22 protein-coding genes are annotated in these 21,531 nt (G+C 61.7%); 14 read left to right on the plus strand and 8 right to left on the minus strand.

The genetic code is table 11. The features are described 5' to 3' along the window. Positions 1–51: 51 nt before the first annotated feature. The 4 genes from NF78_RS08995 to NF78_RS09010 all read right to left on the minus strand — a co-directional run bounded on the left by NF78_RS08995 (position 52) and on the right by NF78_RS09010 (position 3,077). Positions 52–909 carry an SPFH domain-containing protein gene (locus tag NF78_RS08995; RefSeq protein ID WP_035985827.1) on the minus strand — a complete coding sequence of 286 codons (858 nt, stop codon included), beginning with the start codon at positions 907–909 and terminating at the stop codon, positions 52–54. Between the two features lie 73 nt (positions 910–982). Next, complete coding sequence (locus NF78_RS09000; protein WP_035985828.1) at positions 983–1,909, minus strand: ATP adenylyltransferase family protein; 927 nt, start codon at positions 1,907–1,909, stop codon at positions 983–985. 592 nt (positions 1,910–2,501) lie between these two features. Then, positions 2,502–2,843 carry a cupin domain-containing protein gene (locus NF78_RS09005; protein WP_035985829.1) on the minus strand — a complete coding sequence of 114 codons (342 nt, stop codon included), beginning with the start codon at positions 2,841–2,843 and terminating at the stop codon, positions 2,502–2,504. Between the two features lie 18 nt (positions 2,844–2,861). After that, positions 2,862–3,077 (minus strand): hypothetical protein, encoded by a 216-nt coding sequence (locus NF78_RS09010; RefSeq protein WP_035985830.1) that lies wholly within the window; start codon positions 3,075–3,077, stop codon positions 2,862–2,864. Positions 3,078–3,421: 344 nt separating this feature from the next. On the opposite strand from NF78_RS09010, the gene NF78_RS09015 reads away from it, so the two are divergent. The 7 genes from NF78_RS09015 to NF78_RS09045 all read left to right on the plus strand — a co-directional run bounded on the left by NF78_RS09015 (position 3,422) and on the right by NF78_RS09045 (position 10,131). Beyond that, complete coding sequence (locus tag NF78_RS09015; RefSeq protein WP_035985831.1) at positions 3,422–4,810, plus strand: DICT sensory domain-containing protein; 1,389 nt, start codon at positions 3,422–3,424, stop codon at positions 4,808–4,810. A gap of 50 nt (positions 4,811–4,860) precedes the next feature. Beyond that, positions 4,861–5,508 (plus strand): pentapeptide repeat-containing protein, encoded by a 648-nt coding sequence (locus NF78_RS09020; protein WP_035985832.1) that lies wholly within the window; start codon positions 4,861–4,863, stop codon positions 5,506–5,508. Between the two features lie 49 nt (positions 5,509–5,557). Continuing rightward, entirely contained in the window at positions 5,558–6,223 is a 666-nt protein-coding gene (arsH, locus tag NF78_RS09025) for an arsenical resistance protein ArsH (RefSeq protein WP_035985833.1), read from the plus strand. A gap of 40 nt (positions 6,224–6,263) precedes the next feature. Beyond that, positions 6,264–6,653 (plus strand): hypothetical protein, encoded by a 390-nt coding sequence (locus tag NF78_RS09030; protein ID WP_197064804.1) that lies wholly within the window; start codon positions 6,264–6,266, stop codon positions 6,651–6,653. Positions 6,654–6,913: 260 nt separating this feature from the next. Beyond that, on the plus strand, positions 6,914–8,620 hold the full coding sequence (locus NF78_RS09035; protein ID WP_035985834.1) for a DUF3352 domain-containing protein: 1,707 nt from the start codon (positions 6,914–6,916) through the stop codon (positions 8,618–8,620). A 5-nt stretch (positions 8,621–8,625) separates the two neighbouring features. Continuing rightward, the gene (locus tag NF78_RS09040) at positions 8,626–9,732 is read left to right on the plus strand and encodes a glycerate kinase (protein ID WP_225885262.1); all 1,107 of its coding nucleotides are present in this window, start codon (positions 8,626–8,628) and stop codon (positions 9,730–9,732) included. 72 nt (positions 9,733–9,804) lie between these two features. Next, positions 9,805–10,131, plus strand: a complete 327-nt coding sequence (locus NF78_RS09045) for an STAS domain-containing protein (RefSeq protein ID WP_035985835.1) — start codon at positions 9,805–9,807, stop codon at positions 10,129–10,131. A gap of 2 nt (positions 10,132–10,133) precedes the next feature. On the opposite strand, the gene NF78_RS09050 is transcribed toward NF78_RS09045, so the two are convergent. Next, entirely contained in the window at positions 10,134–11,267 is a 1,134-nt protein-coding gene (locus tag NF78_RS09050; RefSeq protein ID WP_035985836.1) for a SpoIIE family protein phosphatase, read from the minus strand. Between the two features lie 347 nt (positions 11,268–11,614). Between NF78_RS09050 and NF78_RS09055 the strand changes: the two genes are divergently transcribed. Together NF78_RS09055 and NF78_RS09060 are read left to right on the plus strand one after the other, a co-directional pair. Next, positions 11,615–12,124, plus strand: coding sequence for a cupin domain-containing protein (locus tag NF78_RS09055; protein ID WP_318655456.1), 510 nt, complete (start codon positions 11,615–11,617; stop codon positions 12,122–12,124). Positions 12,125–12,187: 63 nt separating this feature from the next. Next, the gene (locus NF78_RS09060) at positions 12,188–13,951 is read left to right on the plus strand and encodes a CocE/NonD family hydrolase (protein ID WP_081972564.1); all 1,764 of its coding nucleotides are present in this window, start codon (positions 12,188–12,190) and stop codon (positions 13,949–13,951) included. 363 nt (positions 13,952–14,314) lie between these two features. On the opposite strand, the gene NF78_RS09065 is transcribed toward NF78_RS09060, so the two are convergent. Continuing rightward, entirely contained in the window at positions 14,315–16,072 is a 1,758-nt protein-coding gene (locus NF78_RS09065; RefSeq protein WP_035989196.1) for an NFACT family protein, read from the minus strand. Between the two features lie 334 nt (positions 16,073–16,406). On the opposite strand from NF78_RS09065, the gene remA reads away from it, so the two are divergent. From remA to metK, 4 genes are all read left to right on the plus strand, one after another. Continuing rightward, positions 16,407–16,670 carry an extracellular matrix/biofilm regulator RemA gene (remA, locus tag NF78_RS09070; RefSeq protein ID WP_017298145.1) on the plus strand — a complete coding sequence of 88 codons (264 nt, stop codon included), beginning with the start codon at positions 16,407–16,409 and terminating at the stop codon, positions 16,668–16,670. A 175-nt stretch (positions 16,671–16,845) separates the two neighbouring features. Next, positions 16,846–17,463, plus strand: a complete 618-nt coding sequence (locus NF78_RS09075) for a Uma2 family endonuclease (RefSeq protein WP_035985838.1) — start codon at positions 16,846–16,848, stop codon at positions 17,461–17,463. A 163-nt stretch (positions 17,464–17,626) separates the two neighbouring features. Continuing rightward, a complete protein-coding gene (locus NF78_RS09080) occupies positions 17,627–18,073 on the plus strand; it encodes a SufE family protein (protein ID WP_035985839.1) in 447 nt (148 codons plus the stop codon). A gap of 144 nt (positions 18,074–18,217) precedes the next feature. After that, positions 18,218–19,372 carry a methionine adenosyltransferase gene (gene metK / locus NF78_RS09085; protein WP_035985840.1) on the plus strand — a complete coding sequence of 385 codons (1,155 nt, stop codon included), beginning with the start codon at positions 18,218–18,220 and terminating at the stop codon, positions 19,370–19,372. Positions 19,373–19,602: 230 nt separating this feature from the next. Here metK and NF78_RS09090 read toward each other — a convergent pair whose 3' ends face one another. Beyond that, complete coding sequence (locus NF78_RS09090; RefSeq protein ID WP_035985841.1) at positions 19,603–20,049, minus strand: FHA domain-containing protein; 447 nt, start codon at positions 20,047–20,049, stop codon at positions 19,603–19,605. A gap of 184 nt (positions 20,050–20,233) precedes the next feature. Continuing rightward, on the minus strand, positions 20,234–20,989 hold the full coding sequence (gene pgl / locus NF78_RS09095) for a 6-phosphogluconolactonase (RefSeq protein ID WP_035985842.1): 756 nt from the start codon (positions 20,987–20,989) through the stop codon (positions 20,234–20,236). Between the two features lie 232 nt (positions 20,990–21,221). On the opposite strand from pgl, the gene NF78_RS09100 reads away from it, so the two are divergent. After that, complete coding sequence (locus NF78_RS09100) at positions 21,222–21,524, plus strand: urease subunit gamma (protein WP_035985843.1); 303 nt, start codon at positions 21,222–21,224, stop codon at positions 21,522–21,524. Positions 21,525–21,531 lie beyond the last annotated feature (7 nt).

Consider the following 21,531-nt stretch of genomic DNA (forward strand, 5'->3'; position numbering starts at 1 on the left):
ACGGCTTCGATCTGCCGCCGCTGGGGCAGAGCAGCCAGGGTCTGACTGCCCCTAGACGCGACGGCGGCTGGGAAAGTCGCCGGAGCCATCGCTCTTGGGAGGTGTAACGGTATTGGTTCGCATCAGGTCAACCAGCCCCTCCGTCAGCATTTTCGGGTCCATAAACAGCACCTTGGAGTTTTCACTCTCTCCCAGCTTCTGGTTGGCTTCCACGTAGCGCTGGGCCAACAGGTAGTTAAGAATTTCGCCAGTATCGCTGCGCTGCTGGAGGGCGTTTGAGAGCATCTGAATCGACTCCACGGTGGCCTGGGCGCGCTTAATAGCGGCCTCCTGTTCCCCTTGGGCTTCCAGCACCGTAGCTCGCCGTTTTAGCTCCGCTGCCTGCTGCAGCTGCATCGACCGTCGCACCTCCTCCGGCGGCACAATTTCCTGCACCTCTACTCGAGTCACCTTCACCCCCCAGGGTTCGGTGGCCTCATCCAGCTGCGAGAGCAGTGCCCGGTTGAGCTCATCGCGGGAGGAGAAGGTTTCTTCAAACTTCATCTTGCCGATCTCGGATCGCAGGGTGGTGATCACCAGTTCTTCAATGCCCTGCTCCACGTTTTCGATCGCGTAGTAGGTCAGCTCCAGCTCCAGGATGCGCCAGTACACCACCGCATCCACCTCTAGAAACACGTTGTCGCTGGTGATAGCCCCCTGCTTGGCCACATCGAGAATCTGTTCGCGCACGCTGTCGCGCAGCACAATGTAGTCGAGCACCGGCACGATGAAATTCATCCCCGGCTTGAGCTTGCGATGGTAACGCCCCAGCCGTTCCACCAGAGCTTCGGTGCCCTGGTTAATAATGCGTACCGAACCTACGGTGTAACCAATGATGATCAGCGCCAAAATTCCAATGATCGACGGCACGGCTAGGCCTCAGGACTAAACGTTAAGTAAACCTGTTCTACCTCCAAGTGTATCGACTTCTGCCCAAAGTGAGCTAAACCCCACCCGCCCGCTCCGTTTCCCCACGGGCCACCCGCTCCAGTACCGTCATCGGCCCCAGGGCCTTGAGCAGATCGAGCTGATCCAGGTTCTTGACCAGCAGCGACCCGGCAAACCCCAGGGAGTTGACCGGAATCGACTGGTAGTGGTCAGACTGGCGGGCCACCGCAATCATCCACTCGCGGGTGACCAGCAGGTTGTAGGGAAAGCGAGTGGGCGACTGGTCCCAGGCGGCGCCCAGGTGGGCGAGCAGCGCCCGGTAGGTCGCCAGCAGCGTTTTACCGCTGGGGGAAGGCCGCTCTGCCAGCGGCAAAATGGCGTGGTGAAAGGGCAGCACGGGCGATCGCAGCGGGCCCAGAGCGGCGGTCATGTCTCCCAGGGCGGCGATGACGGTGGCCAGGGGCAGGGGGCTGCGATCGGGACAGAGGGGCGGCGGCACCAGCTGCAGGTGCTTGTGGCGCTGACTGGCCCCCGCCCGCCGACCGCCGTTGTAAAACGCCAGGCCGTCAATCTCGGCCATACCGAGGGCCAGGGCCTCAAAGTCGGCCTCCGTCAGCCAGGTATCTTGATCTTCAAAGGCGCGGGTGACAATCAACACATGGTGGTCAACCACGTTGTACTTGTTGAGCAGGCACAGGTGGGTGTCCGACAGGTTGGCCACAAACAGGTCCGGGTCGTAGGGCAAAAACGGATTGGCTGGCTTACCGGCCTGCTGCTGGGCTTGCTGCGCCCGATCGGCCTTTTCTTTGCGGACCAGGTTGGCCAAAATTCTTACCAAAAACCGCATCCCCCCCTGCTCGACAAACTCGTAGCGGGTGTCGATGGGCTGTAGGGCACCACAGGCCAGGGCGTGGTCGGTCTGCCGCTGAATTTTGCTCCAGAGATCACCGGGGGCTAATCCGGCCTCGGCGGAATGGGCCATAGAGACACAAGCGGAAACGTCACTCCACCGACTCTAGCAAACCCCTGTTCCCAAAAACAGAGGCAAACCGCAGGATTAGCTTCCCAAATTAGCAGGCAATACAGGTAATAAATGTGTTTAGCAAGAATGTGTTTGGCAGGGATTACCCTGCGCCCATCCGTTCTTTAATCAGGGCTGCCAACTAATCAAGATGACCTAATAAAGAGAGCAAAGACCTTTAAACGCAACAACACCCAATTCCCAGCCAAAGAACTTCCTCCATTGCGTCGAGCCTTTACGGAGTTTGAGGAAGCCGTTTAAACTCTACTGAGCTTAAAGGTACAAGCCTCATTATCTCCCATTTACCTACTTAAGGAAGGATTGAACAGGGTTTTGGGTGCTGCTGTTTAGACGAGACAGATGTAGAATTAACAGCGCTTTCACTCCTTCTTGTGTGTGGACAATTGGCTGTTTGATCTGCCAGGGGAGCCTCATCGGCTCCACATTCAATATAACCCTGGTCGTTTACGAAGCTGCAACGGTGAAACGATCTTTAACACTGGCAAAACTGCTTTTTGACCTGGGCCCATCGGCCTTAATTTGTAGTCCACAGTCATCCGGCGTCGGTGTAGTGAATGGCCAGCCAAATGCAGGGGGGATCGGTGCTGGTGTAATCAACCCGATGGCGCACATGGGCCGGGATCAAGACGTAGTCGCCCGGCCCCATCGACAGAACCGCGCCATCCTCGTAGGTGAGGGTGGCGCGCCCCTGGAGCAACACGACCCACTCGGTCCAGCCCTGGTCGTACCAATCGCCGGGGGGTGTTGTATGCCCGATTGAAACAATGCGCTCAACCCGCAGATTGGTGGTTTCTATCAGGCTGGTCAACGCCTCTCCATCGGGCAACGACTCGGGTAGCTGAAACAGATGGCCAGGCTCTAGGGAGGAGGGCATGGGGGTTTGGCGATCGCCCTAGTTAATGGAGCAGCCGTCTTGGTCGCAGGTAACCTTAGATGCGACTGCGCTTTCGGGCACGACCGTAAACCCTCCCACGCTGACGCCCGTCACGCCATACTGGTCGCGCAGCACTTGATTAAAGCTAGCGATGATCTCCGGCAGCTGTTGCTCCAGCACCGATCGCACCTGATTGGCCTCGGGGGGAGGGCTGCCAACGGTTTCTACAGACATAGATCCAAGCCAGTAACGTCTGCCTTCATTGTAGGGGGCCAGGAAATCGCCTCACCCGTTTCCTTTACGGCTCTACATACTGGCGGCCTTGATAATGGCCGGCTTGGGTTGGCCATCTGTTGGCCATCTGTTGACCATCTGTTGACCATCTATCGGGAACCTGTCAGCGGAATAGCTCAGCGAACCCAGCGGCTAAGCCCTGCTCACCCCAGGCTGCGTTATCATCCACAAATACGTGGGCCGAGCCTAGGTCCAGCTCGGGGTCGGTTGTCTTCCACGGGCAAAACTCCAAGGCTGGACTTGGATTTGGTTTGAATTTGGCTTACACACATTAGGGGATGGCAATGCTGGAGGGGTCGATACTAAAGCAGCTGGTGGACGGACGAGCTGAGTCAGACACCACGCCGCTCAACTACGGGGTGTACTACAAAAATACGCTGGTCGCCCTCTGCCACGCCCTCGAAGACTGCATTTTGACCTCAGGTTCGGCTCCCCTGGTGATTACCGCTTTTCAGCGGGGCAAGTGGTACTTAGAAGAGGCCGATCGCTATGGCGCGATCGCAGACAAAGCCCGGCAGATCGTGATCATGGCGGCCCCGGAGGCGGGCTTTCACGACCACCCCACCAGCCAGCGCGAAACCGTGGCCCTGGTGGATTTAGCCTCCGACGACCCGGTGGCCGAAGAGTGGCACCTGATGATTCTCTCCCCCGACTACACCGCTATGGTGCTGTGTCAGGAGCTATCGGCGGCGGACTACGGCAAATCTGGGGTACCCGAGCACGACCTGGAGCGCAAGTTCTACGGACTTTGGACCTTTGACTCGGCGCTGGTCAGCCGCACCGTGGAGCTGGCGATCGCCCACGTCGGCCATTACAACCCTGCCCTCCAGGCCCAGCTGAGCGATCACCTGTCGGCCCTGAGGCAGCAAAACCCCGCCCTGCGAGACGAACCGACCTCGCTCAGCCACACCGTGACCCAGGTGGTGCACTACCTGCAGGGTCGTCGCAACGACCTCAGGGGCAACCTGACCTTTAGCCTGGTGGAGGACCTGGAGCAAAACCTGGTGTCCAACGAACTCCAGGCTTTTTTGCGGATGGCCCAGCTGGTTGACCTCAGCGATCCGCTCAATCCCCTGGCCGCCAGCGAGGTGGTCTCTCTTTTAGAAATGATGGGCCAGCTGCTCGACCTGCCCGCCTGGCAGCTCCAGCGGCTGCGCCTGGCCGGGATGCTGCACCGCATTGCCCCCGCCCCCGACCTGGCCAACCTGCCTAACGATGGCCCCAGCTGTCCGCTGATTCCAGAGGTGCAGGCGCTGCGGTTGATGCCTCGCCTGCGGGCGGTGGCCACCATCATTGCCCACCAGGGCGAGCGGTGGGACGGGAGCGGCTACCCGGCGGGGCTGGCCGGGGATGCGGTACCGCTAGAGTCGCGCATGCTTGCCCTGGTGGCCGAGTTCCAGCGGCGAGTGGCGGCGGCCCGCTCTGGCCCAACCCCCGTTACGGACGGTATGGCGGTGCTGGGGAACGCCTTGGCCACCTGCCAGGGGGAGGCTGGCGAACAGTGGGATCCAAAACTGGTGGAGATCCTGGGGCTGATGGTGATGGGCTTGCAGCAGGGCATGAGCTTGCCCACGATACCCGCTAAAATTACTCTGGGAGCGGGGCTGCTAGACCCTGACATTGCCGACCAGGCCACGGGATTTGGATCCTCCTCCGCACTGCTGCCTCAATAGCTCCGTTAATCCTTCCCCCGTCAATCGTTCCCATCGCCACCGTAACCCCTGTGCCCAGCGACTCCGTAGATATTGCCGCCCTGCGATCGGGCCAGCTCCGTCACCTGGCCGGGGCCAATCTAGAAGACGAAGACCTGTCAGGCGCTGATTTAGCAGGCATTCACCTGGCTGGGGCCAACCTGGTCGGGGCCGACCTGAGCCGGGCCGGGCTGGCCAAGGCCCACCTGGAGGGAGCCAACCTGATGGGGGCCAGCCTGGTAGGGGCCGACCTGCGGGCCAACCTGTGGGGGGCCAACCTGATGCAGTGCGACCTCACCGGGGCCGACCTGCGGGGCGCCAACCTGCGCGGAGCTAATCTGATGGGGGCGCGCCTGGGGGGCGTGAGCCTGGGCGGGGCCTTTCTGAGTGGCTGTAACCTGATGGGGGTCAACCTGCAGGGGGTAGACCTGCGCGGAGCCGACCTGCGCGGGGCCAACCTGAGCGACACCAACCTGAAGGGGGCCGACCTGTCCCAGGCCGATCTGCAGGGGGCACGGCTGGACAACGCCAACCTGGAGGAGGCCGACCTGCGCCAGGCCAATCTGTCCGGGGCCTCCCTGGGCGGAGCCAACCTGCTCTGCGCCAATTTGAGCGGTACGCAGCTCGATGGAGTCACCCTGACGGGGGCCTGCCTGATTGGCACCCACCTGGACAAATAGCGTGAGACTAGCGTGATGCGGTAGGACCAGTTACCCCTGGGAAAATCCTATGAGCTTTGACCATCCACCCAGAATTTTGTTTCTCTACGGCTCGCTGCGCGATCGCTCCTACAGCCGCCTGCTGGCCGAGGAAGCCGCCCGCATCATCGAGAATTTTGGGGCCGAGGTGCGCTTTTTTCATCCCCACGGGTTGCCGCTCCACGGCAGCGTGCCCGACAGCCATCCCAAGGTGCAGGAGCTGCGCGACTTGGTCAGTTGGTCCGAGGGCCAGGTGTGGTGTAGCCCTGAGATGCACGGCACCCTTAGCGGCCTGATGAAACACCAGATCGATTGGATACCGCTGAGTCTGGGTGCTGTGCGACCGACCCAGGGTAAAACCCCGGCGGTGATGCAGGTGTGCGGCGGGTCGCAGTCGTACAATGCGGTCAATGCCCTGCGGGTGCTGGGGCGCTGGATGCGGATGTTTACGATTCCAAACCAGTCGTCGGTCCCTAAGGCCTACCAGGAGTTCAACGAGGACGGCACGATGAAGGCCTCGGCCTACCGCGATCGCATCATTGACGTGATGGAGGAACTCTATAAATTCACCCTGCTGCTGCGCGACCAGGTGGATTACCTCACCGATCGCTACAGCGAGCGCCAGGCCGAAACCGCCAAACAGGCCAACAAAATAGTCAGCCAGGCCACCGGCACTGACGCTGCCCCATCTGCCTGAGCCGAAGGTCCAACCGATGCCCTACAGCCTGAAACCACCCTTGCGAATCCCACCCCTTGCCCTGTCGGTAGGGACGGCCCTGCTGGCCGGGGTCGCTCAACTCGCCCCGGCCACAGCCAGCCCTGGCCCCACCGAAAAGCTGGCGGTTGACCTCAGCAGCCTCGACGAGAACGGCCTCTACGGCCCGCCCGAGGGCCTGCGATCGCTCGACTACGAGTTCTGCATTCCCACAGGCGATGCCTACGCCCAAGCCGTCCGCGCCATCGATCCCTCGGTGCAGCTGTTTCCCCACAGCCGGGGCCGGATCGGCTGCGGCGAGCACGAGGTGCTGGCGATCGGCAACACCCACCAGGCCAACCACGCCGCCATTCTCCGGTCCCTGGCCGACCTGGACTACATCGAGCGCATTCAGCCCGTGGACTGGGAGTAGCGGGTCGGCCCAGAGGCTGGGCCTGGCCGGAGCGCTGCTCACTCTAGCATCTCGGCCAGGGCGGTACCTTCCAGGGCGGTTAAGGCGGTAAAAAGCGGCTTTGGCGACCGCAGAACCACGAAAACATTTACATTGTTTAATTTCTAGACAGCTCGCTGGTCTGCGCGGCGTTGGGGGTCGCCCAGGGCCATACACTAGGAAGAATTGGAAGGCGCGGGCGATCGCGCCGCTGGGTGTTTTGGGGTTTAAGCGTGAGGTCAATGAAGTTTCAATCCTTTATTCGTCCCCTCGCCATTGCCGCTGGGCTGGTGCTGGTGCTGGGTCTGGGCCTGCTGGGCCGCCTCACCCTCAACACGCCGCTATACCTGATTGAGCGCGGTGGCCAGGCCCAGCCCCAGGCGCTTCAGTTTGTGCCCAAGCAGGCCTCGGTGGTGGCCTCGGTGCTGGTGCGCCCCGATCGCCTCGCCGACTTGTGGGAGTACCTGGCCGCCCCCCGCCTGCGCCAGGAGACCCGCCGCGACCAGCAGTTGATTGAGCAGGCGCTGCTGGCCAACACTGGCCTGAGCTACAGCCGCGACATTCAGCCCTGGCTGGGGGAAGAGGTGACTGCCGCCCTGGTCAGCCCCGACCTCGACCAGGACCCCAGCAACGGCACCACCCCTGGCTACCTGGTGGCGCTGGTCTGCAACGACAGCGCGGCGGCCCAGGCAGCTCTGGAGCTGTACTGGCAAAACCGCGCGATCGCAGGCGATGCCCTCACCTTTGAAGACTTTTCGGGCAACCGGCTGATCTACGCCCGCCGGGCCGCGTCGCGGTTACCGGACACCGATACGGCTCAGCTGGCCACCGCCCTGGTGGCCAACCGCTACCTGCTGGCGGCCAACCATCCCGACGTACTGCGCCAGGCCCTGACTGCGGCCCAGTCCAACGATCTCAACCTCCAGACCGATCGCCGCTACAAATTGGCCCTGCGATCGCTGCCCCAGGCCCGAATCGGCCTGCTGGCCCTCAACTGGCCCGCCATCCACCACTGGCTGCACCCCGAGCAGGAGGCCGACCTGAGCCTGACCCAGCTGGAAACCGCCGATGACGAGGTGGGCTGGGGGCTGATGTCGTGGCAGCTGACCCACCAGGGGCTGGTGGGCCACACCGCCCTGCTGGCGGCCCAGGGGCATCGGCTCCATCCCCAGCCAGCCACGGTGGGCGGCTGGGACGCGATCGCCCCCTACCTGCCTGAGGCCCTGGCGGTCACGGCGGGCGGCACTGACCTGGCTGCCCTGGGCCGGCACCTGAAGCCGCTGCTGGCCCTGATCGACCCAACGGGCAATGGGAGCGCCCCCCTGAGCCACGTTTTTGACAGCGCCCTGGGATCGGGGGTAGCCGAATTGCTGCAGACCGGTATCGATCGGGCCTACGGCCTGGGCCTGCAGCGCCTGGACGCCGGGTCCCCCGACTGGCTGGTGGTCGCCCCTCAAAGCGACAGCCTCAACAACACCCTGGAGGCGCTCAACGATCTGGCGCGACAGCAGGGACTGGGGGTAGGATCGCTAGATGTGCGGGGAACCCCAGCGATCGCCTGGACTCGCCTGGCCCTGCCCAACCGGGGGGCTCGCCCCCTACAGGTGGTGGCGGAGGTGGCCGGGCTCCACGCCCAGGTGGACCAGTACGAGGTGCTGGCGGCCTCTGCCGCCACCCTGGATACCGTTCTGCACCCGAACGACAGCGCCCGACAGCACCCGGCCTGGTGGCCGCAGGTGGCCCAGCTGCCTGGACCCAGCAATGGCTATGTCCATATCGACTGGGCCCAGGTACAGGCGGGACTGGCCCAGGCCGTACCCCGGTGGCGGCTGTGGGGCGCTGCGGCAGAGCCCGCCCTCAAGCATCTACGCCAAGTTACGCTGGTCAGCGGCGATCGCACCGATTCGATGCAGACCGGCAGCATTGTGGTTCAGCTCAGCAATCAGTGACGGCTATGGCAGACCTGACAGACAGAGGCACGGAGGTTGGGCCTGGCGAGTTTGCCCCCTGGCCCCTGCTCACCATGCACCTGGGAGGCCACCCCCTCGACCAGGCGCAACTCCAGCAGCTGCTGGCCTGGGAGTTGGCCAACCCTGAGCGGGCGGCGGCCTGGGGCATTACCCCGGCCAACGGCCCTGGCCAGCTGCAAGAGCGCCTGGACTGGCTGCAGGCGCTGGCTCCCCGCCACGGGGACTTGCCCCTGCCGCCAGCCCCTCTGGAGCAATGCCTACCGCTGTACTGGCAGCTGTGGCTGCCCCTGGCCCTTACCCTCAAGCAGGCCCGCGACGAACTCAACCGGCCCCTAATTCAGGGCGTTCTGGGCGTCCAGGGCACCGGCAAAACCACCCTCACTCTGATTTTGCAGCACCTGCTGGAGGGCATGGGCTATCGGGCCGTGGGCCTCTCCATCGACGACCTCTACAAGACCTACCGCGATCGCCAGCAGCTGGTTCAGGCCGACCCCCGGCTGCGGTGGCGGGGACCGCCGGGTACCCACGACATCGACCTGGGGCTGACCACGCTGGCCCACATTCGCACGGCGGCGGCGGGGGAGGCGGTGGCCCTGCCCCGGTTCGACAAGTCGCTGCACGGTGGCCAGGGCGATCGCAGCGATCCTGAGTGGGTGCGAGATGTGGATATTCTGCTGTTTGAGGGCTGGTTTTTGGGAGCGCGACCCATCGATCCCAGCGGGTTTGACCGGGCTCCAGCGCCGATTCTCACCGAGGCCGATCGCCAGTTTGCCCGCGATATGAACGCCCAACTGGCTACCTACCTGCCCCTGTGGGACTGCCTGGATCGCCTGATGGTGCTCTGCCCCGCCGACTATCGCCTGAGCAAACAGTGGCGCAAAGCCGCCGAGCACCAGATGAAGGCCCTGGGCAAGGACGGCATGAGCGATGCCATCATCGATGAATTTGTCGACTACTTCTGGCGAGCGCTGCACCCAGAGCTGTTTATTGATTCCCTCAAGCGGGATGGCGAACACGTTGACCTGGTGGTAGAAATTGACCGCGATCGCATCCCCAGGGCGATCTATTCCCCAGCATTAGCTATGATTTAAGCTCAGACCTTAAAATAGCCAGCGCCATTTTTTTTGATTTAGGATTTTTTTAGCCCGAATATAGCTTTTATTATGAGCCTTAACGTTCAAGTTATTCAGCCGATTGGCATTTTAGACAGCACCAAAGCCGAGGAGTTTCGGCAGTCCGTAGAGGACATGCTACAAAACGGCGCTGACATTATCCTGGTTGACCTCAAAGATATTACCTTTATCGACAGCTCTGGCCTGGGCACCTTGGTCGTGCTGCTCAAAAAAATCCGAGGCATGAACCGCAGTCTGTGCATTTGTTCCATCAACGATCAGGTTCGCATGCTGTTTGAGTTGACCAGCATGGACCGGGTCTTTGAGATTTACGAGGACCGCCAGGCTTTCGAAACCACTAAGCTCAAGGTTTCCTAACCTCAGTCCAGACTCACCATCATCAGCGACATGTCGTCGCTGGCCACATCCCCGGCCTGGCGTTTGATCACCGCATCAAGAATGTGATCGACGCTTTTTTCCCGCTTGGCCAAAGCCAGCAGATCGACAAAGGCGTCGAGGCCGATGTATTTGTCGTTGCGTTGCAGCACTTCGTAGAGCCCGTCGCTAAACAGGTAGAGGCTGCTGTTGGGCGGCAGGTGACAGCGCTGCCACTGGTACTTGGCGTCGGGCAACATCCCCACGGGCATACCGGGGGTGCGCAGGCGGGTGGTGGTGACCTGCTGATTGGCATCGATGGACACCAGCACCGCCGGGGGGTGACCCGCGCTGGCGTAGAGCAGCTGACGGTTGGCGCAGTTGAGCACCCCGTACCAGATGGTGAAATACTTCTGGTTCTGGTCGCTCATCTGAAAGGTTTCGTTGAGGGCTCGCAGCACCTTTTCGGGGCGGTAGAAGCTCACGTCGGGCAGCGACTGCGATCGCAGCACATTCAGCACCGACGTTGACAGCAGCGCTGAGCCCAGCCCGTGCCCCGACACATCCAGCAGGTAGATGACCAAGTAGTCGGGGTCGAGCCAATAGTAGTCGTAGCAGTCGCCGCCGAGCTGTTGCGAGGGCAGAAACCGGGACTGAATCGGCACCCGGCCCGTCTGGTCGCCGGGTAAAAGCGATCGCACGTAGCCCTCGGCCTCGGCCATTTCGGCCTCCATCCGCTGCTTTTGCTGACGCAGGTCCTGGGTTAGCTGGTAGATGCGCAGACCCGCCCGCACCCGCGCATTTAGCTCATTGATGTCCACCGGCTTGGAGAGCAGGTCGTCGGCCCCCATCTCCAGCCCCTTGACGCGATCGGCGGTGCTGTAGCGGGCGGTCAGCAGCAGTAGCGACGTGATCGAGAGGATCGGGTGGTGCTTGAGGGTCTGACAGATGGCGAGGCCACCGATGTCCCCCGGAATATTCCAGTCACAGATAATTACCCCTGGCAGCAACTTCTCGGCCAGGGCCAGCCCCTCGGCCCCGCTGCGGGCCGTGGTCACGCTGTAGCCCTGCTGCTTGAGAGCACTGACCAAAAACTGCTCCGTGGCGGCATCGTGCTCAATGATGAGGATGTCGATCATGCTGCGCGTTGGACCGAAGGTGAATCGTATAACCGTGGGCGATGGCAAGCAGAGGGTAGATGCGGGCGCGAGGGCGGTGTTGCCCATGCTAGCGCTAACGGTCGGCATACACAGGTTTAGCGTAACCCTAAACCACCCTGTCAAGGCGCTTCATGAAGATCCTACGCAACTGAGCTGCCCCAACCTGACCTCCAGCCCCTGACGACCCACTACCGGCTACCTCCTCAGCATGCCCCGTCGGTCGACCAGACCGAGCAGACAACGTTTTATGAAAGGTGCAGTGAGCTACTGTGGCAAGCGTGGGAGTCTGTAAGCATAGTCAAGCCCGAACCGTTAGGTCGACCTTCATGGACACTCTGGCTATGGACGCCCCTGGGATGGATACCGTGGCTTGCCCGTTGCCCACGAGCTGCGTGGTGCCGGTTTACAAATCGCCAAAAGACTATCAGGCTTACCGCATTAGCCCCGGCGACTCCAATCGCTTGGCCCTGGTGTTTGACCCCACCATTGCCGATATGTCGCTGACCTACTGCGTCGAAATTTTCGATGTGGGCGGCAAGACGCCCCCCAACCGCCACCAGGTTGCCGTCGAAATGTTTTTTGTGCTCAAGGGCGAGGGCCGCGCCACCTGTGACGGCAAAACCGTTGCCATTAAGGCGGGAGACAGCGTTTTGGTACCCCCCAACGGCGTCCACGTGATCGAAAACACTGGCCCCTGTCGGCTCTATGCTCTGTGCATTATGGTGCCCAACGAGGACTTTGCCGAGTTGATTCGCAGCGGCACCCCGGTCGAGCTAGACGACGAGGATCTGGCCGTGTTGGGTCGGCACGACAGCCGCCATCCCACCGTTCTTTAGTCATTATTTCACGGCCCCAGGGCCATCCCCCCCGATCAACCCTTACCCTTCGCCCCACGCGCTTTGCTCACGCCTCCTGATTCCGGTCCCTACCCCGTTGCGCCTAAACAGACGCTAACGCTGGATCTGCCTGCGACTATTCAAGGAAGGGGGCACAGCCGGGGGGAGAAGATCCCCAGCGTTGGCCTCGATGCCGACGTGTACTATCCGCTGGGGGAAGGGCCGTTTCCGGTGCTGCTGATGCGACAGCCCTACGGCCGGGCGATCGCCTCGACAGTCGTCTATGCTCACCCCACCTGGTACGCCAGCCACGGCTATATTGTGGTGATTCAGGATGTGCGGGGGCGGGGCACCTCGGGCGGTGAGTTTGACCTGTTTCGCCACGAAGGCCCCGACGGCTACGCCACTGTACAGTGGGCCGCCGCCCTGCCCCAGAGCAGTGGCGCGGTGGGCATGTACGGCTTTTCGTACCAGGGCATGACCCAGCTGTACGCCGCCGCCCAGAAACCCCCGGCCCTGCGGGCGATCGCCCCGGCCATGGTGGGCTACGACCTCTACGCCGACTGGGCCTACGAAAACGGTGCCCTACCCCTGCAAATTGGCCTGGGCTGGGCGCTCCAGATCGCCGCCGAAACCGCCCGCATCAGGCAAGATGCCGTCGCCTACCAGGCCCTGCGCCAGGCCGCCCAAGCCCCGCCGCTGGGGGATGCCGTACCCGCCCGTCCCCAGGTGCTCAAGACCTACGCCCCCGACTCGTTTTTTCACCAGTGGCTCGACCACCCCCGACCCGATGCCTACTGGCAGGCGCTGCAGCCCGACCTGAGCGAGGTAGACCTGCCCATGCTGCACATCGGCGGCTGGTACGATCCCTATCTGCGCGGCGACCTGCGCCTGTACCAACAGATGATTGCCCAGGGCAAGAGTCCCCAGGCTCTGTGGATTGGGCCCTGGGGGCACCTGCCCTGGGGGCGGCGGGTGGGCAGCCTCGACTTTGGACCCGAGGCCGATAGCCCCATCGATCGCCTGCAAATCCGCTGGTTCGATCGCGTTCTGCGGCATCGGCCCGGCGCGACGGCGGAGGCTAGTTCAGAGCCCCCCGTGCAGCTATTTGTGATGGGGACCAATCGGTGGCAGGGGCGCGAGTGCTGGCCCACCGCCCCAGGCCGGCCGCTCTACCTGGCCAGCACTGGCCTGGCTGGCCTGCGACTCGACGACGGCAGCCTCAGTCCCCAGCCGCTTTCCCCGCGGCCAGAGGCCATCTCTGAAGACGTGATTGTACACGATCCCTGGCGGCCCGTCCCCTCCCTGGGCGGGCACTGCGGCCTGCCCCCAGGCCCCTTCGATCGCGCCCCCCTGGATAGCCGCACCGACGTGCTCACCTATACCACCGCGCCCCTGAACGAGGGCCTGACGCTGATTGGCACGCCCACGGCGACCCTCTACTGCCGGGCCGACGCGCCCAGCTTTGACCTCAGCCTGGTGCTGGCTGAGGTGCATGCCGATGGCCGTGCGATCAACCTCAGCCAGGGGCACTGCCGGGTCGATGGCCACGACCCCGGCCAGACCTACCAGCAGGTCACCCTGGCGCTCCAGCCCACCGCCTGCCGCCTGCCCCCCGGCCACCGCCTGCGCCTCAGCATTGCGGCGGCCTGCTTTCCGGCCTACGCCGTCAACAGCGGCACCGGGGCCAGCCCTGGGAACTGCCCCCAGATTGAGTACCGCATCATTACCCTCGCTGTGGCCCACGGGGTCCAGTATCCGTCCTGCGTGAGCCTGCCGGAGGAGTCCGGGAGCGCGATCGCTGGGGCCACAGAGGGCAAGACGTAACGGGTTAAAACGTAAAGAATAAAAAAAATCGGCCCCCCAGGGAAGCCGACTCAGGTGATACTAAATATCTAACGTTGTTCTCTCAATTTGGAAGAAACCACCAAAAACCGGGCACTCTGTTCCAGCGCCAGACCTTGGTCAATTTTTCCGTTTGGAGGGCTCTCATCTCCTCCGTCTCTTATTGTAACAACAAGTACAGATTTTCATTAACACAATCTCTGCTAGTTGTGTGTTGATTTGATAACCTGAGCTGATGAGCAAATGTACTCAGTAAATTTGCGAATGCCTGAGCGTTTGCTGGCGTTTCATCCAGCCCGAAGTTTCTTGCGGGGGGTAGGGTTCACCCCCCGCGGCGGCTAACTCCTATGCCTGAGCCAACTCCACAGAATTGACCGCCCCTGACGGCTCAACGCGGCGGGGCTGGCCCCAGATCACGGTCTCGTGTTTATAAATCACCATGCCGGGGCGCGCTCCCTTGGGCTTGTAGACGTGCCTGGGCTGGGTGTAAACCACGGGCACCTGGTCCGCCTGGCGGGCGCGACTGAAGTAGGCAGCCAGGTCGGCCACGTAGTGCAGATCGCGATCGCTGGCCACCTGTCCCGCCTCCAGCCGCAGCAGCACGTGGCTGCCCGGTATCTCCTGGGTGTGAAACCAGAGGTCGTAGTCGGTGGCCACGGTGGAAATCAGCAGATCGTTTTGGCGGTTGTTGCGCCCCACCAGCACGGGCAGACCGTCGGGGGTCTGGAGCTGGCGGAACCCCTCCTCGCTGGCCTTGCGCTCGCTGGGGCGGTAGTCGGGGGAGGCCATGTAGCCCTGCTGCACCAGCTCGTTGCGGATGTCGATCAGCGCCTCCAGGTCGGCCGGTTCGGTGTAGGTGGCCGTCTGGTTCAGGGCGGCCTCGACCTGCTCCAGGTAGGCCAGTTCGGCCTGCACCTCCGCCAGCAGGGGCCGCACAGCGTCCTTGGCCCGCCGCAGCTTTTGGTGCTGCTTGTAGAGGCGCTGGGCCTGCTGAATCGCGGTTTTGTCGGGGTCAATGGCCAGGGTGGTGGGTTCCCCCGTCTCGAAGTCAGCCACCGTCAGCTGGGTGACCCCCGGCTGCCACTGGTGGCTGTAGGCCATCAGCAGGTCGGCCTGCTGGCGGTACTGGTCGGCCTGGGCCGACTGGTCGAGGCGCTGCTCAAAGGTGCTGGCCTTTTGCCGCAGCTTGTCCAGCACGCCCCTGAGCTTCTGGCGAATCTGGTTTTGAACGCGATCGAACTGCTGCAGGTTTAGCTCGCGGCGGTAGTACTGATTCAGCAGGGCATGGACATCGGCAACGGGGGCAATGCCCTCCCAGTCGAGGACCGTGTAGCCGCCATCGGCCCAGCCGGGGAAAAATTCCCTCTTCTCCAGGCAGAGCAACCAGCGCTGCCACACCTCAAACAGGCGATCCCAATCGGCCTGGGTGAGGCTGTCGGCGGGTTGATCGGGGGTGCAGTGGGCGGCGGCCAGCAGCGATCGCACCAGGGCAGAACTCAGCCCCCCATAGCTCTGCATCAGCATTTTTTTCAGCGTGGTGGGCACCAGCGTCACCCGCTCCTGCCAGGAGGTCTGGGCTTCGTTCAGGCTGGGTAGGGTATTGAGGATGGCTGGCGGCCGCACGTAGGGGTCACCGGTTTGAATCGGCCGCACCCGCGACTGCTGGTCGCTCACCTGGTGGGCGGCGGTGACAATCTGGTTCTGGGCATTGGTCAAAATCACGTTGCTGTACTTGCCCATGATTTCGACGTACAGGTGCCACTGGGGCGGATCGCCGGGGCGGGGGCCAAACTGCAGGTCGAGGGCGCGCTCCCAGGGAGCCACGGGGGCGATCGCCACCAGGGCCAGCTGGTTGAGCTGGTGCTTGAGCTGCTGGCTGAAGGTGAACGTGTCCTGTCCCCGAGGGGGCGCATCACCCAGGTGCAGCCGCGCCGCTTGCGGGTGCCACGAAATCGTCAGCCAGCCCCGGCGATCGAGGGTGCGCAGGCCCAGGGCCAGGGTGGTGGTGTCGAGCTGCACTACCGTCTCGCAGCGGGCAGGAATCCAGTCGGCCTGGAGGCTGTGGCACAGGGCCATCAAAGTCGTAAAGTCAACGGGCTGCACAGTAGCCTCCTCCAGGCGAAACGGACTGACCCCAGGCACCCTCATCTATGCCTATGGACCTATCGAGCGAACGAGATAAGCGGCTAAGAACCTCCGAACGGGGGATGCTTAAGGGCAAAAGATGTAGCCAGGGGAACGAAAACGCCAAAAAACTGATTTTTTGCCTGAAATTCACCCGCAGCCCCAATTGGATTCGTTAGTATGGCAATAAGCCTGATCTGGGCTCAATTGCTCAATTACAGAGCCCTGTGCCAAAAAAGCCTTGAGTTGTCTGGCCGATCGGAAATAGCCCGACAGCAGCAGCAGAATCTCCCGTCATCGTTCCTTCTCTATTATGGACATCAAGCTGATCAATATTGGCTTTGGCAACATCGTATCGGCCAATCGGGTGATTGCCATCGTTAGCCCCGAGTCTGCTCCCATCAAGCGCATTATCTCCGACGCCCGCGAGCGTGGTCAGCTGGTCGATGCCACCTACGGTCGTCGCACCCGCGCCGTCATCATCACCGACTCGGGCCACACCATTTTGTCGGCCATTCAGCCCGAAACCGTTGCCCACCGCTTTGTCAGCGGCAAAGATAGCGACGGCAAGGCGTAGGGCGTGCATTAATTCTGGCTAAGCCCCCCTTACCATGGGCGGTGCCACACCCATAGATAACAGGTCAGGGGCTGTAACCGCTGGTTCTTGGGCCTTCAAAGGCTAATTGATCACGGCCCCCAGAGTCGGTGGAGTAGGGTAAAAGGGATAACAGCGTTAGGAAAACGCGATCGCCATGATTGCCGTACTGGACAAAGCCCCCATAACCTTTGACGAATTTGTGGAGTGGTATCCAGAAAATTCGGAGTATCGCTATGAACTGCGGCGGGGTGCAGTAGTTGAGATGCCCAAACCCAAGGGAAAGCACTCTAAGCTGGCAGGCGACCTGGCCTTTGAACTCGGTGCTGCCATTCGCCGCGCTAACTGGCCCTATTTCATTCCCAAGGAATGTGTGATTAAGCTCTCAAATGACACGGGCTACGAGCCAGATATTGTCGTTTTGGTAGAACCTGCAATCGCCGATGAACCCCGATGGGAGCGAGAGTCAGTGATTACTAGAAGCCAGTCGCTCAAACTGGTGGTGGAAGTCGTGTCCACCAACTGGCGAGACGACTATCTGCTCAAGCTGGCCGACTATGAAACCTTTGGCATTCAAGAATATTGGATTGTGGATTACCTGGGGCTGGGCGGACGGCGCTATATTGGTTCGCCGAAGCAACCCACCTTTACCCTTTGCCACCTGGTGGATGGGGAATTTGAGCTACAGCAGTTTCGAGGCAGCCAACCCATCGTTTCTCCCACGTTTCCGGAGTTGTCGCTAACTGTAGATCAGGTATTTGGTCAGGGCCGCTGAGGGAGCAGAAGTGCCCACCAGTATGGCAAAACCTCGATATTTCACCTCCTTTGTAGTTGGAGCGCGAGTTGGAGAACGCTGCCTCCCTGCCTGACCCTAGTCTCGCCCTATCGCTTTCTTTTGCTTGGTAGACTACTAGCAGGTCGTTACCCCTAGCCGCTCCATGCCTGCCGATCGCCCCGAATCTATTGAGAAAATTGTGGCCCGCTTTCAGAAGGCGGCTGACCCCAAGCGTCGCTACGAGCAGCTGCTGTGGTTTGCCAAAAAGCTCGATCCGCTGCCCGACGAGCACAAAACTCCTGAAAACAAGGTGCCGGGCTGCGTGTCCCAGGTGTACGTGACGGCTGAACTGGTTGATGGCAAGGTCATTTACCAGGCCGATTCCGATGCACAAATTACCAAAGGCCTGGTGGCGCTGCTGATCAAGGCGCTCAATGGCCTCCAACCCGAGGACATCGTCGCCCTCAGCCCCGACTTTATTAAAGACACCCAGCTCGATGTCAGCCTGACGCCGTCGCGGGCCAACGGGTTCTACAACATCTTTAAGACCATGCAGCAAAAGGCCCAGGCCCTGGCCGGTGGAGCCGCACCGGGTGCGTTGCTCAGCTGATTAGCGCTGGGACAGTCCCAGGTGCTCCCTTCGTCCTTCTCCCCCGACGAAGGGAGCACCTGACTAAACTTTGATAAACTTTGGAATGCGAACAGCCCCGGCTGACCTCGCCCTGATTCTATTGCTACTGGTTGGGCCTATTCCATGAGCGAGTACAGCATTTTTACCTCTGAGTCGGTATCCGAGGGCCATCCCGACAAAATGGCCGACCAGATCTCTGACGCCGTTTTAGACGCCATTCTCAAAGAAGACCTCAACGCCCGAGTCGCGGTTGAGACCCTGGTCAAAACAGGGATGGCCGTGATCGCGGGCGAGGTACGCACCAACACCTACGTTGATTTAGAGGACATCGTTCGCAACGTTATTTTGGGCATCGGCTACGACAGCTCAGACGTTGGCTTTGACGGCGCCTCCTGTGCGGTCCTCAACGCCATTGGCAAGCAGTCCTCGGATATTGCCATCGGTGTCGATGTCGCCGTCGACAAGGACCTGGGCGCGGGTGACCAGGGGCTGATGTTTGGCTATGCCACCAGCGAAACCGACACCCTCATGCCTGCCCCCATCTACTACTCCCACCGGCTGGTGGAGCGGCAGGCCCACCTGCGTAAGCACAAGGTACTGCCCTGGCTGCGCCCCGACGCCAAGAGCCAGATCACGCTGCGCTACGAAAACCTGAAGCCGGTGGCGGTCGAAGCCGTGGTGCTCTCCACCCAGCACAGCCCCGACATTTCCCAGGCCGACATCCGCGAAGCGGTGATGGAGGAAATCATTAAGCCGGTGCTGCCCAACGAGTGGCTCCACGCCGACACCCAGTACCACATCAACCCCACCGGGCAGTTTATTATTGGTGGCCCCGTGGGTGACTGCGGCCTGACCGGACGCAAAATCATCGTTGACACCTACGGCGGTATGGCCCGCCACGGCGGCGGTGCCTTCTCGGGCAAAGATCCAACCAAGGTGGACCGTTCAGCCGCCTACGCCGGGCGCTACGTGGCCAAAAACATTGTGGCGGCGGGCCTGGCCGATCGCTGCGAGATTCAGGTGTCCTACGCCATTGGGGTGGCGCGGCCGACCTCCATCTCGATCAACACCTTCGGCACGGGTAAAATTGCCGATGGCGCGATCGCCGATCTGGTCAGCCAGCACTTTGATCTGCGGCCCCAGGGGCTGATCGACATGCTCAACCTGCGCCGCCCCATTTACCAACAGACCGCGGCCTACGGCCACTTTGGCCGCGAGCTGCCCGACTTTACCTGGGAAAAAACCGATAAGGCCGACTTGCTAAAGGCAGCGCTCTAACGCTAGCCACCAGCTCAGGATCGTTTCAGCGGCAGTCAACCTTACTGCTGTAACGATCCTGGCTAGCCTATTGCTCCACGGTCCCAGGGGTAGATTGCCTCTCAATCCAGCTTGGCTACACCCTCTGTATCGGTGGGGTATGGCGTTTGACGGCGATCGCAATGTGCCTGGTTGAGTTTAGCCGTCATGAACCCTGCAGGTCTGAGTTTGGCTCAGCACCGCTGGGGGCTTCACTCCTCTGGATTAATCACCGTAGTCTGGTGGGCCAGTTCCTCGTTGCCCTCGGGGGGCAGGCTGCCGATGCCGGAAATGGCCTCCTTGGCTTCGTCGAGCCGCCGCCGGTTCATCAGCAGTTCCTGGAGAGGATCGCGCTTTTCTTCTGAGATGTGAATTTGAATGTTCGGGCCCGATCGCGCCAGCCGGATGATGATGCCATCTTCTACCGGCACTTCGGTAATGCGGCGCCCCTCCAGGTAAGTGCCGTTGGTGCCAATGCTCTTCACCGCCCAACCCTTATCGGTACGGTGAATTTCGACGTGGTGGCGCGAGACAACGGCACTGTAGAGGACTACATTGTTGTCGGTGGAGCGGCCGATGCAAATCACAGGCTCCCGATCAAAGGACCAGCTTTGGACCGGGGTTTTGTGGAGGGGGTGCAGTAGCGAAAGGGTAATCACATTACTCAATCAAAAACGATCCCTGTAGGTTTCAATCATTAGAAGAGGTTGGCAGACCCCGACCTACGGTTAGACCCGGCTGCCGCCGCTGCCGGATAGGGGAATCTACTGCCTAGATAATAGTCCAGGTTGAGGGCAATTCAGAGGGGGAGTGATGCCCCTGTTCAGTCCTTCCTGGCTGTGCTCAGGAGGTCGGAGCAGCAGCCAAATCCAGGTCCCCTACAGCCTGGCGATCGAGCAGCCAGCGCAGTTCGCCCTGGGGGCGCACCAGACGCGAGGGGTAGGCGTGGTCGTCGCCCTCAGCGGCAAACACCTGGGCCAGAGCGGCTTGCTTGTCGGCCCCAGCCACCAGAAATAAAACCTGGCGGCTCTGGTTAATCAGCGGGGCGGTAAAGGTAATCCGGGGATCGTCGCCTTTGTTGCCCACGGCAATCAAATGGTCACTCACCCCCAGCGCCTCGGTGTGGGGAAACAGCGAGGCGGTATGCCCATCGTCTCCCATGCCCAGCAAAATCAGGTCGAACGCAGGCACCTGATCGGGGGAGGTGCCCTGCAAACCACCAAACACCGATTTCACCATTGCTTCGTACAGGCTGGCCGAGGCGGCGGGGTCGCCCTCCAGGGTGGGCGTCACCAGAATGTGGTCGGGGGGAATGGGGACGCGATCGAGCCAGGCGGCCTTGGCCATCCCGGCATTGCTATCGGGGTGGTCAATGGGCACATAGCGCTCGTCGCCCCAAAAAATGTAGATCTTCTCCCAGGGCAAGTCTTGCTCGGCCAGCGCGGCGTAAAGGGGCTTGGGAGTGCTGCCGCCAGCCAGGGCCAGGGCGCAGTAGTTGTGGTCGGCCACAGCGCTGTGGATGGTTTCGACCACCAGGGTGAGCGCCCGCTGCACCAGAGCAGGCTTGTCGGGCAGAATTTCCAGCAGGGGAGCAGGCATAGGCAGCGTTACCGATAGCGACCCCAAGGGAGCTTTTTGCAAGGCCTTCGCCCAGGGCTTTTCATAGAGCAGACTAGCTCAGTTCTGCTTTTTACGGCAGTGGCTTAAGCTTTACTTTCAAAGCGGCGGGCCCTGTGGTTCAATCTCTGGTTGACAAGCCGCTCAAAACCTTGAAAGCTTACGGTTAGCCCCATTCCCTCCGCTGGTGCCCTGTCATTCTTACCTTCGCCCCATGCAACTAACTCCCCAGGAAAAAGACAAGCTGCTCATTTTTACTGCTGCGCTGGTGGCGGAACGCCGCAAGGACCGGGGCCTCAAGCTCAACCACCCCGAGGCGGTAGCCTACATCTCGGCAGCCATTCTAGAGGGGGCGCGGGACGGGCGCACCGTGGCCGAGCTGATGAGCTACGGCACCACCCTGCTCAGCCGGGCCGATGTGATGGACGGGGTGGCCGAGATGATCCACGACGTGCAGGTGGAGGCCACCTTTCCCGACGGCACCAAGCTAGTCACCGTTCACGACCCGATTCGCTAGGACAAGC

The sequence above is a fragment of the Leptolyngbya sp. KIOST-1 genome (assembly GCF_000763385.1).
In the GTDB taxonomy this organism is placed as follows: domain Bacteria; phylum Cyanobacteriota; class Cyanobacteriia; order Phormidesmidales; family Phormidesmidaceae; genus Nodosilinea.

Bases quoted from the DNA above. Each gene is read 5' to 3' on its own strand.
- metK (WP_035985840.1), top strand. From the start codon at position 18,218: ATGAGCGAGTACAGCATTTTTACCTCTGAGTCGGTATCCGAGGGCCAT.
- NF78_RS09000 (WP_035985828.1), bottom strand. From the start codon at position 1,909: ATGGCCCATTCCGCCGAGGCCGGATTAGCCCCCGGTGATCTCTGGAGC.
- NF78_RS09100 (WP_035985843.1), top strand. From the start codon at position 21,222: ATGCAACTAACTCCCCAGGAAAAAGACAAGCTGCTCATTTTTACTGCT.
- NF78_RS09075 (WP_035985838.1), top strand. From the start codon at position 16,846: ATGATTGCCGTACTGGACAAAGCCCCCATAACCTTTGACGAATTTGTG.
- NF78_RS09015 (WP_035985831.1), top strand. From the start codon at position 3,422: ATGCTGGAGGGGTCGATACTAAAGCAGCTGGTGGACGGACGAGCTGAG.
- NF78_RS09045 (WP_035985835.1), top strand. From the start codon at position 9,805: ATGAGCCTTAACGTTCAAGTTATTCAGCCGATTGGCATTTTAGACAGC.
- arsH (WP_035985833.1), top strand. From the start codon at position 5,558: ATGAGCTTTGACCATCCACCCAGAATTTTGTTTCTCTACGGCTCGCTG.
- remA (WP_017298145.1), top strand. From the start codon at position 16,407: ATGGACATCAAGCTGATCAATATTGGCTTTGGCAACATCGTATCGGCC.
- NF78_RS09010 (WP_035985830.1), bottom strand. From the start codon at position 3,077: ATGTCTGTAGAAACCGTTGGCAGCCCTCCCCCCGAGGCCAATCAGGTG.
- pgl (WP_035985842.1), bottom strand. From the start codon at position 20,989: ATGCCTGCTCCCCTGCTGGAAATTCTGCCCGACAAGCCTGCTCTGGTG.
- NF78_RS09050 (WP_035985836.1), bottom strand. From the start codon at position 11,267: ATGATCGACATCCTCATCATTGAGCACGATGCCGCCACGGAGCAGTTT.
- NF78_RS09005 (WP_035985829.1), bottom strand. From the start codon at position 2,843: ATGCCCTCCTCCCTAGAGCCTGGCCATCTGTTTCAGCTACCCGAGTCG.
- NF78_RS09055 (WP_318655456.1), top strand. From the start codon at position 11,615: ATGGACACTCTGGCTATGGACGCCCCTGGGATGGATACCGTGGCTTGC.
- NF78_RS09040 (WP_225885262.1), top strand. From the start codon at position 8,626: ATGGCAGACCTGACAGACAGAGGCACGGAGGTTGGGCCTGGCGAGTTT.
- NF78_RS09035 (WP_035985834.1), top strand. From the start codon at position 6,914: ATGAAGTTTCAATCCTTTATTCGTCCCCTCGCCATTGCCGCTGGGCTG.
- NF78_RS09080 (WP_035985839.1), top strand. From the start codon at position 17,627: ATGCCTGCCGATCGCCCCGAATCTATTGAGAAAATTGTGGCCCGCTTT.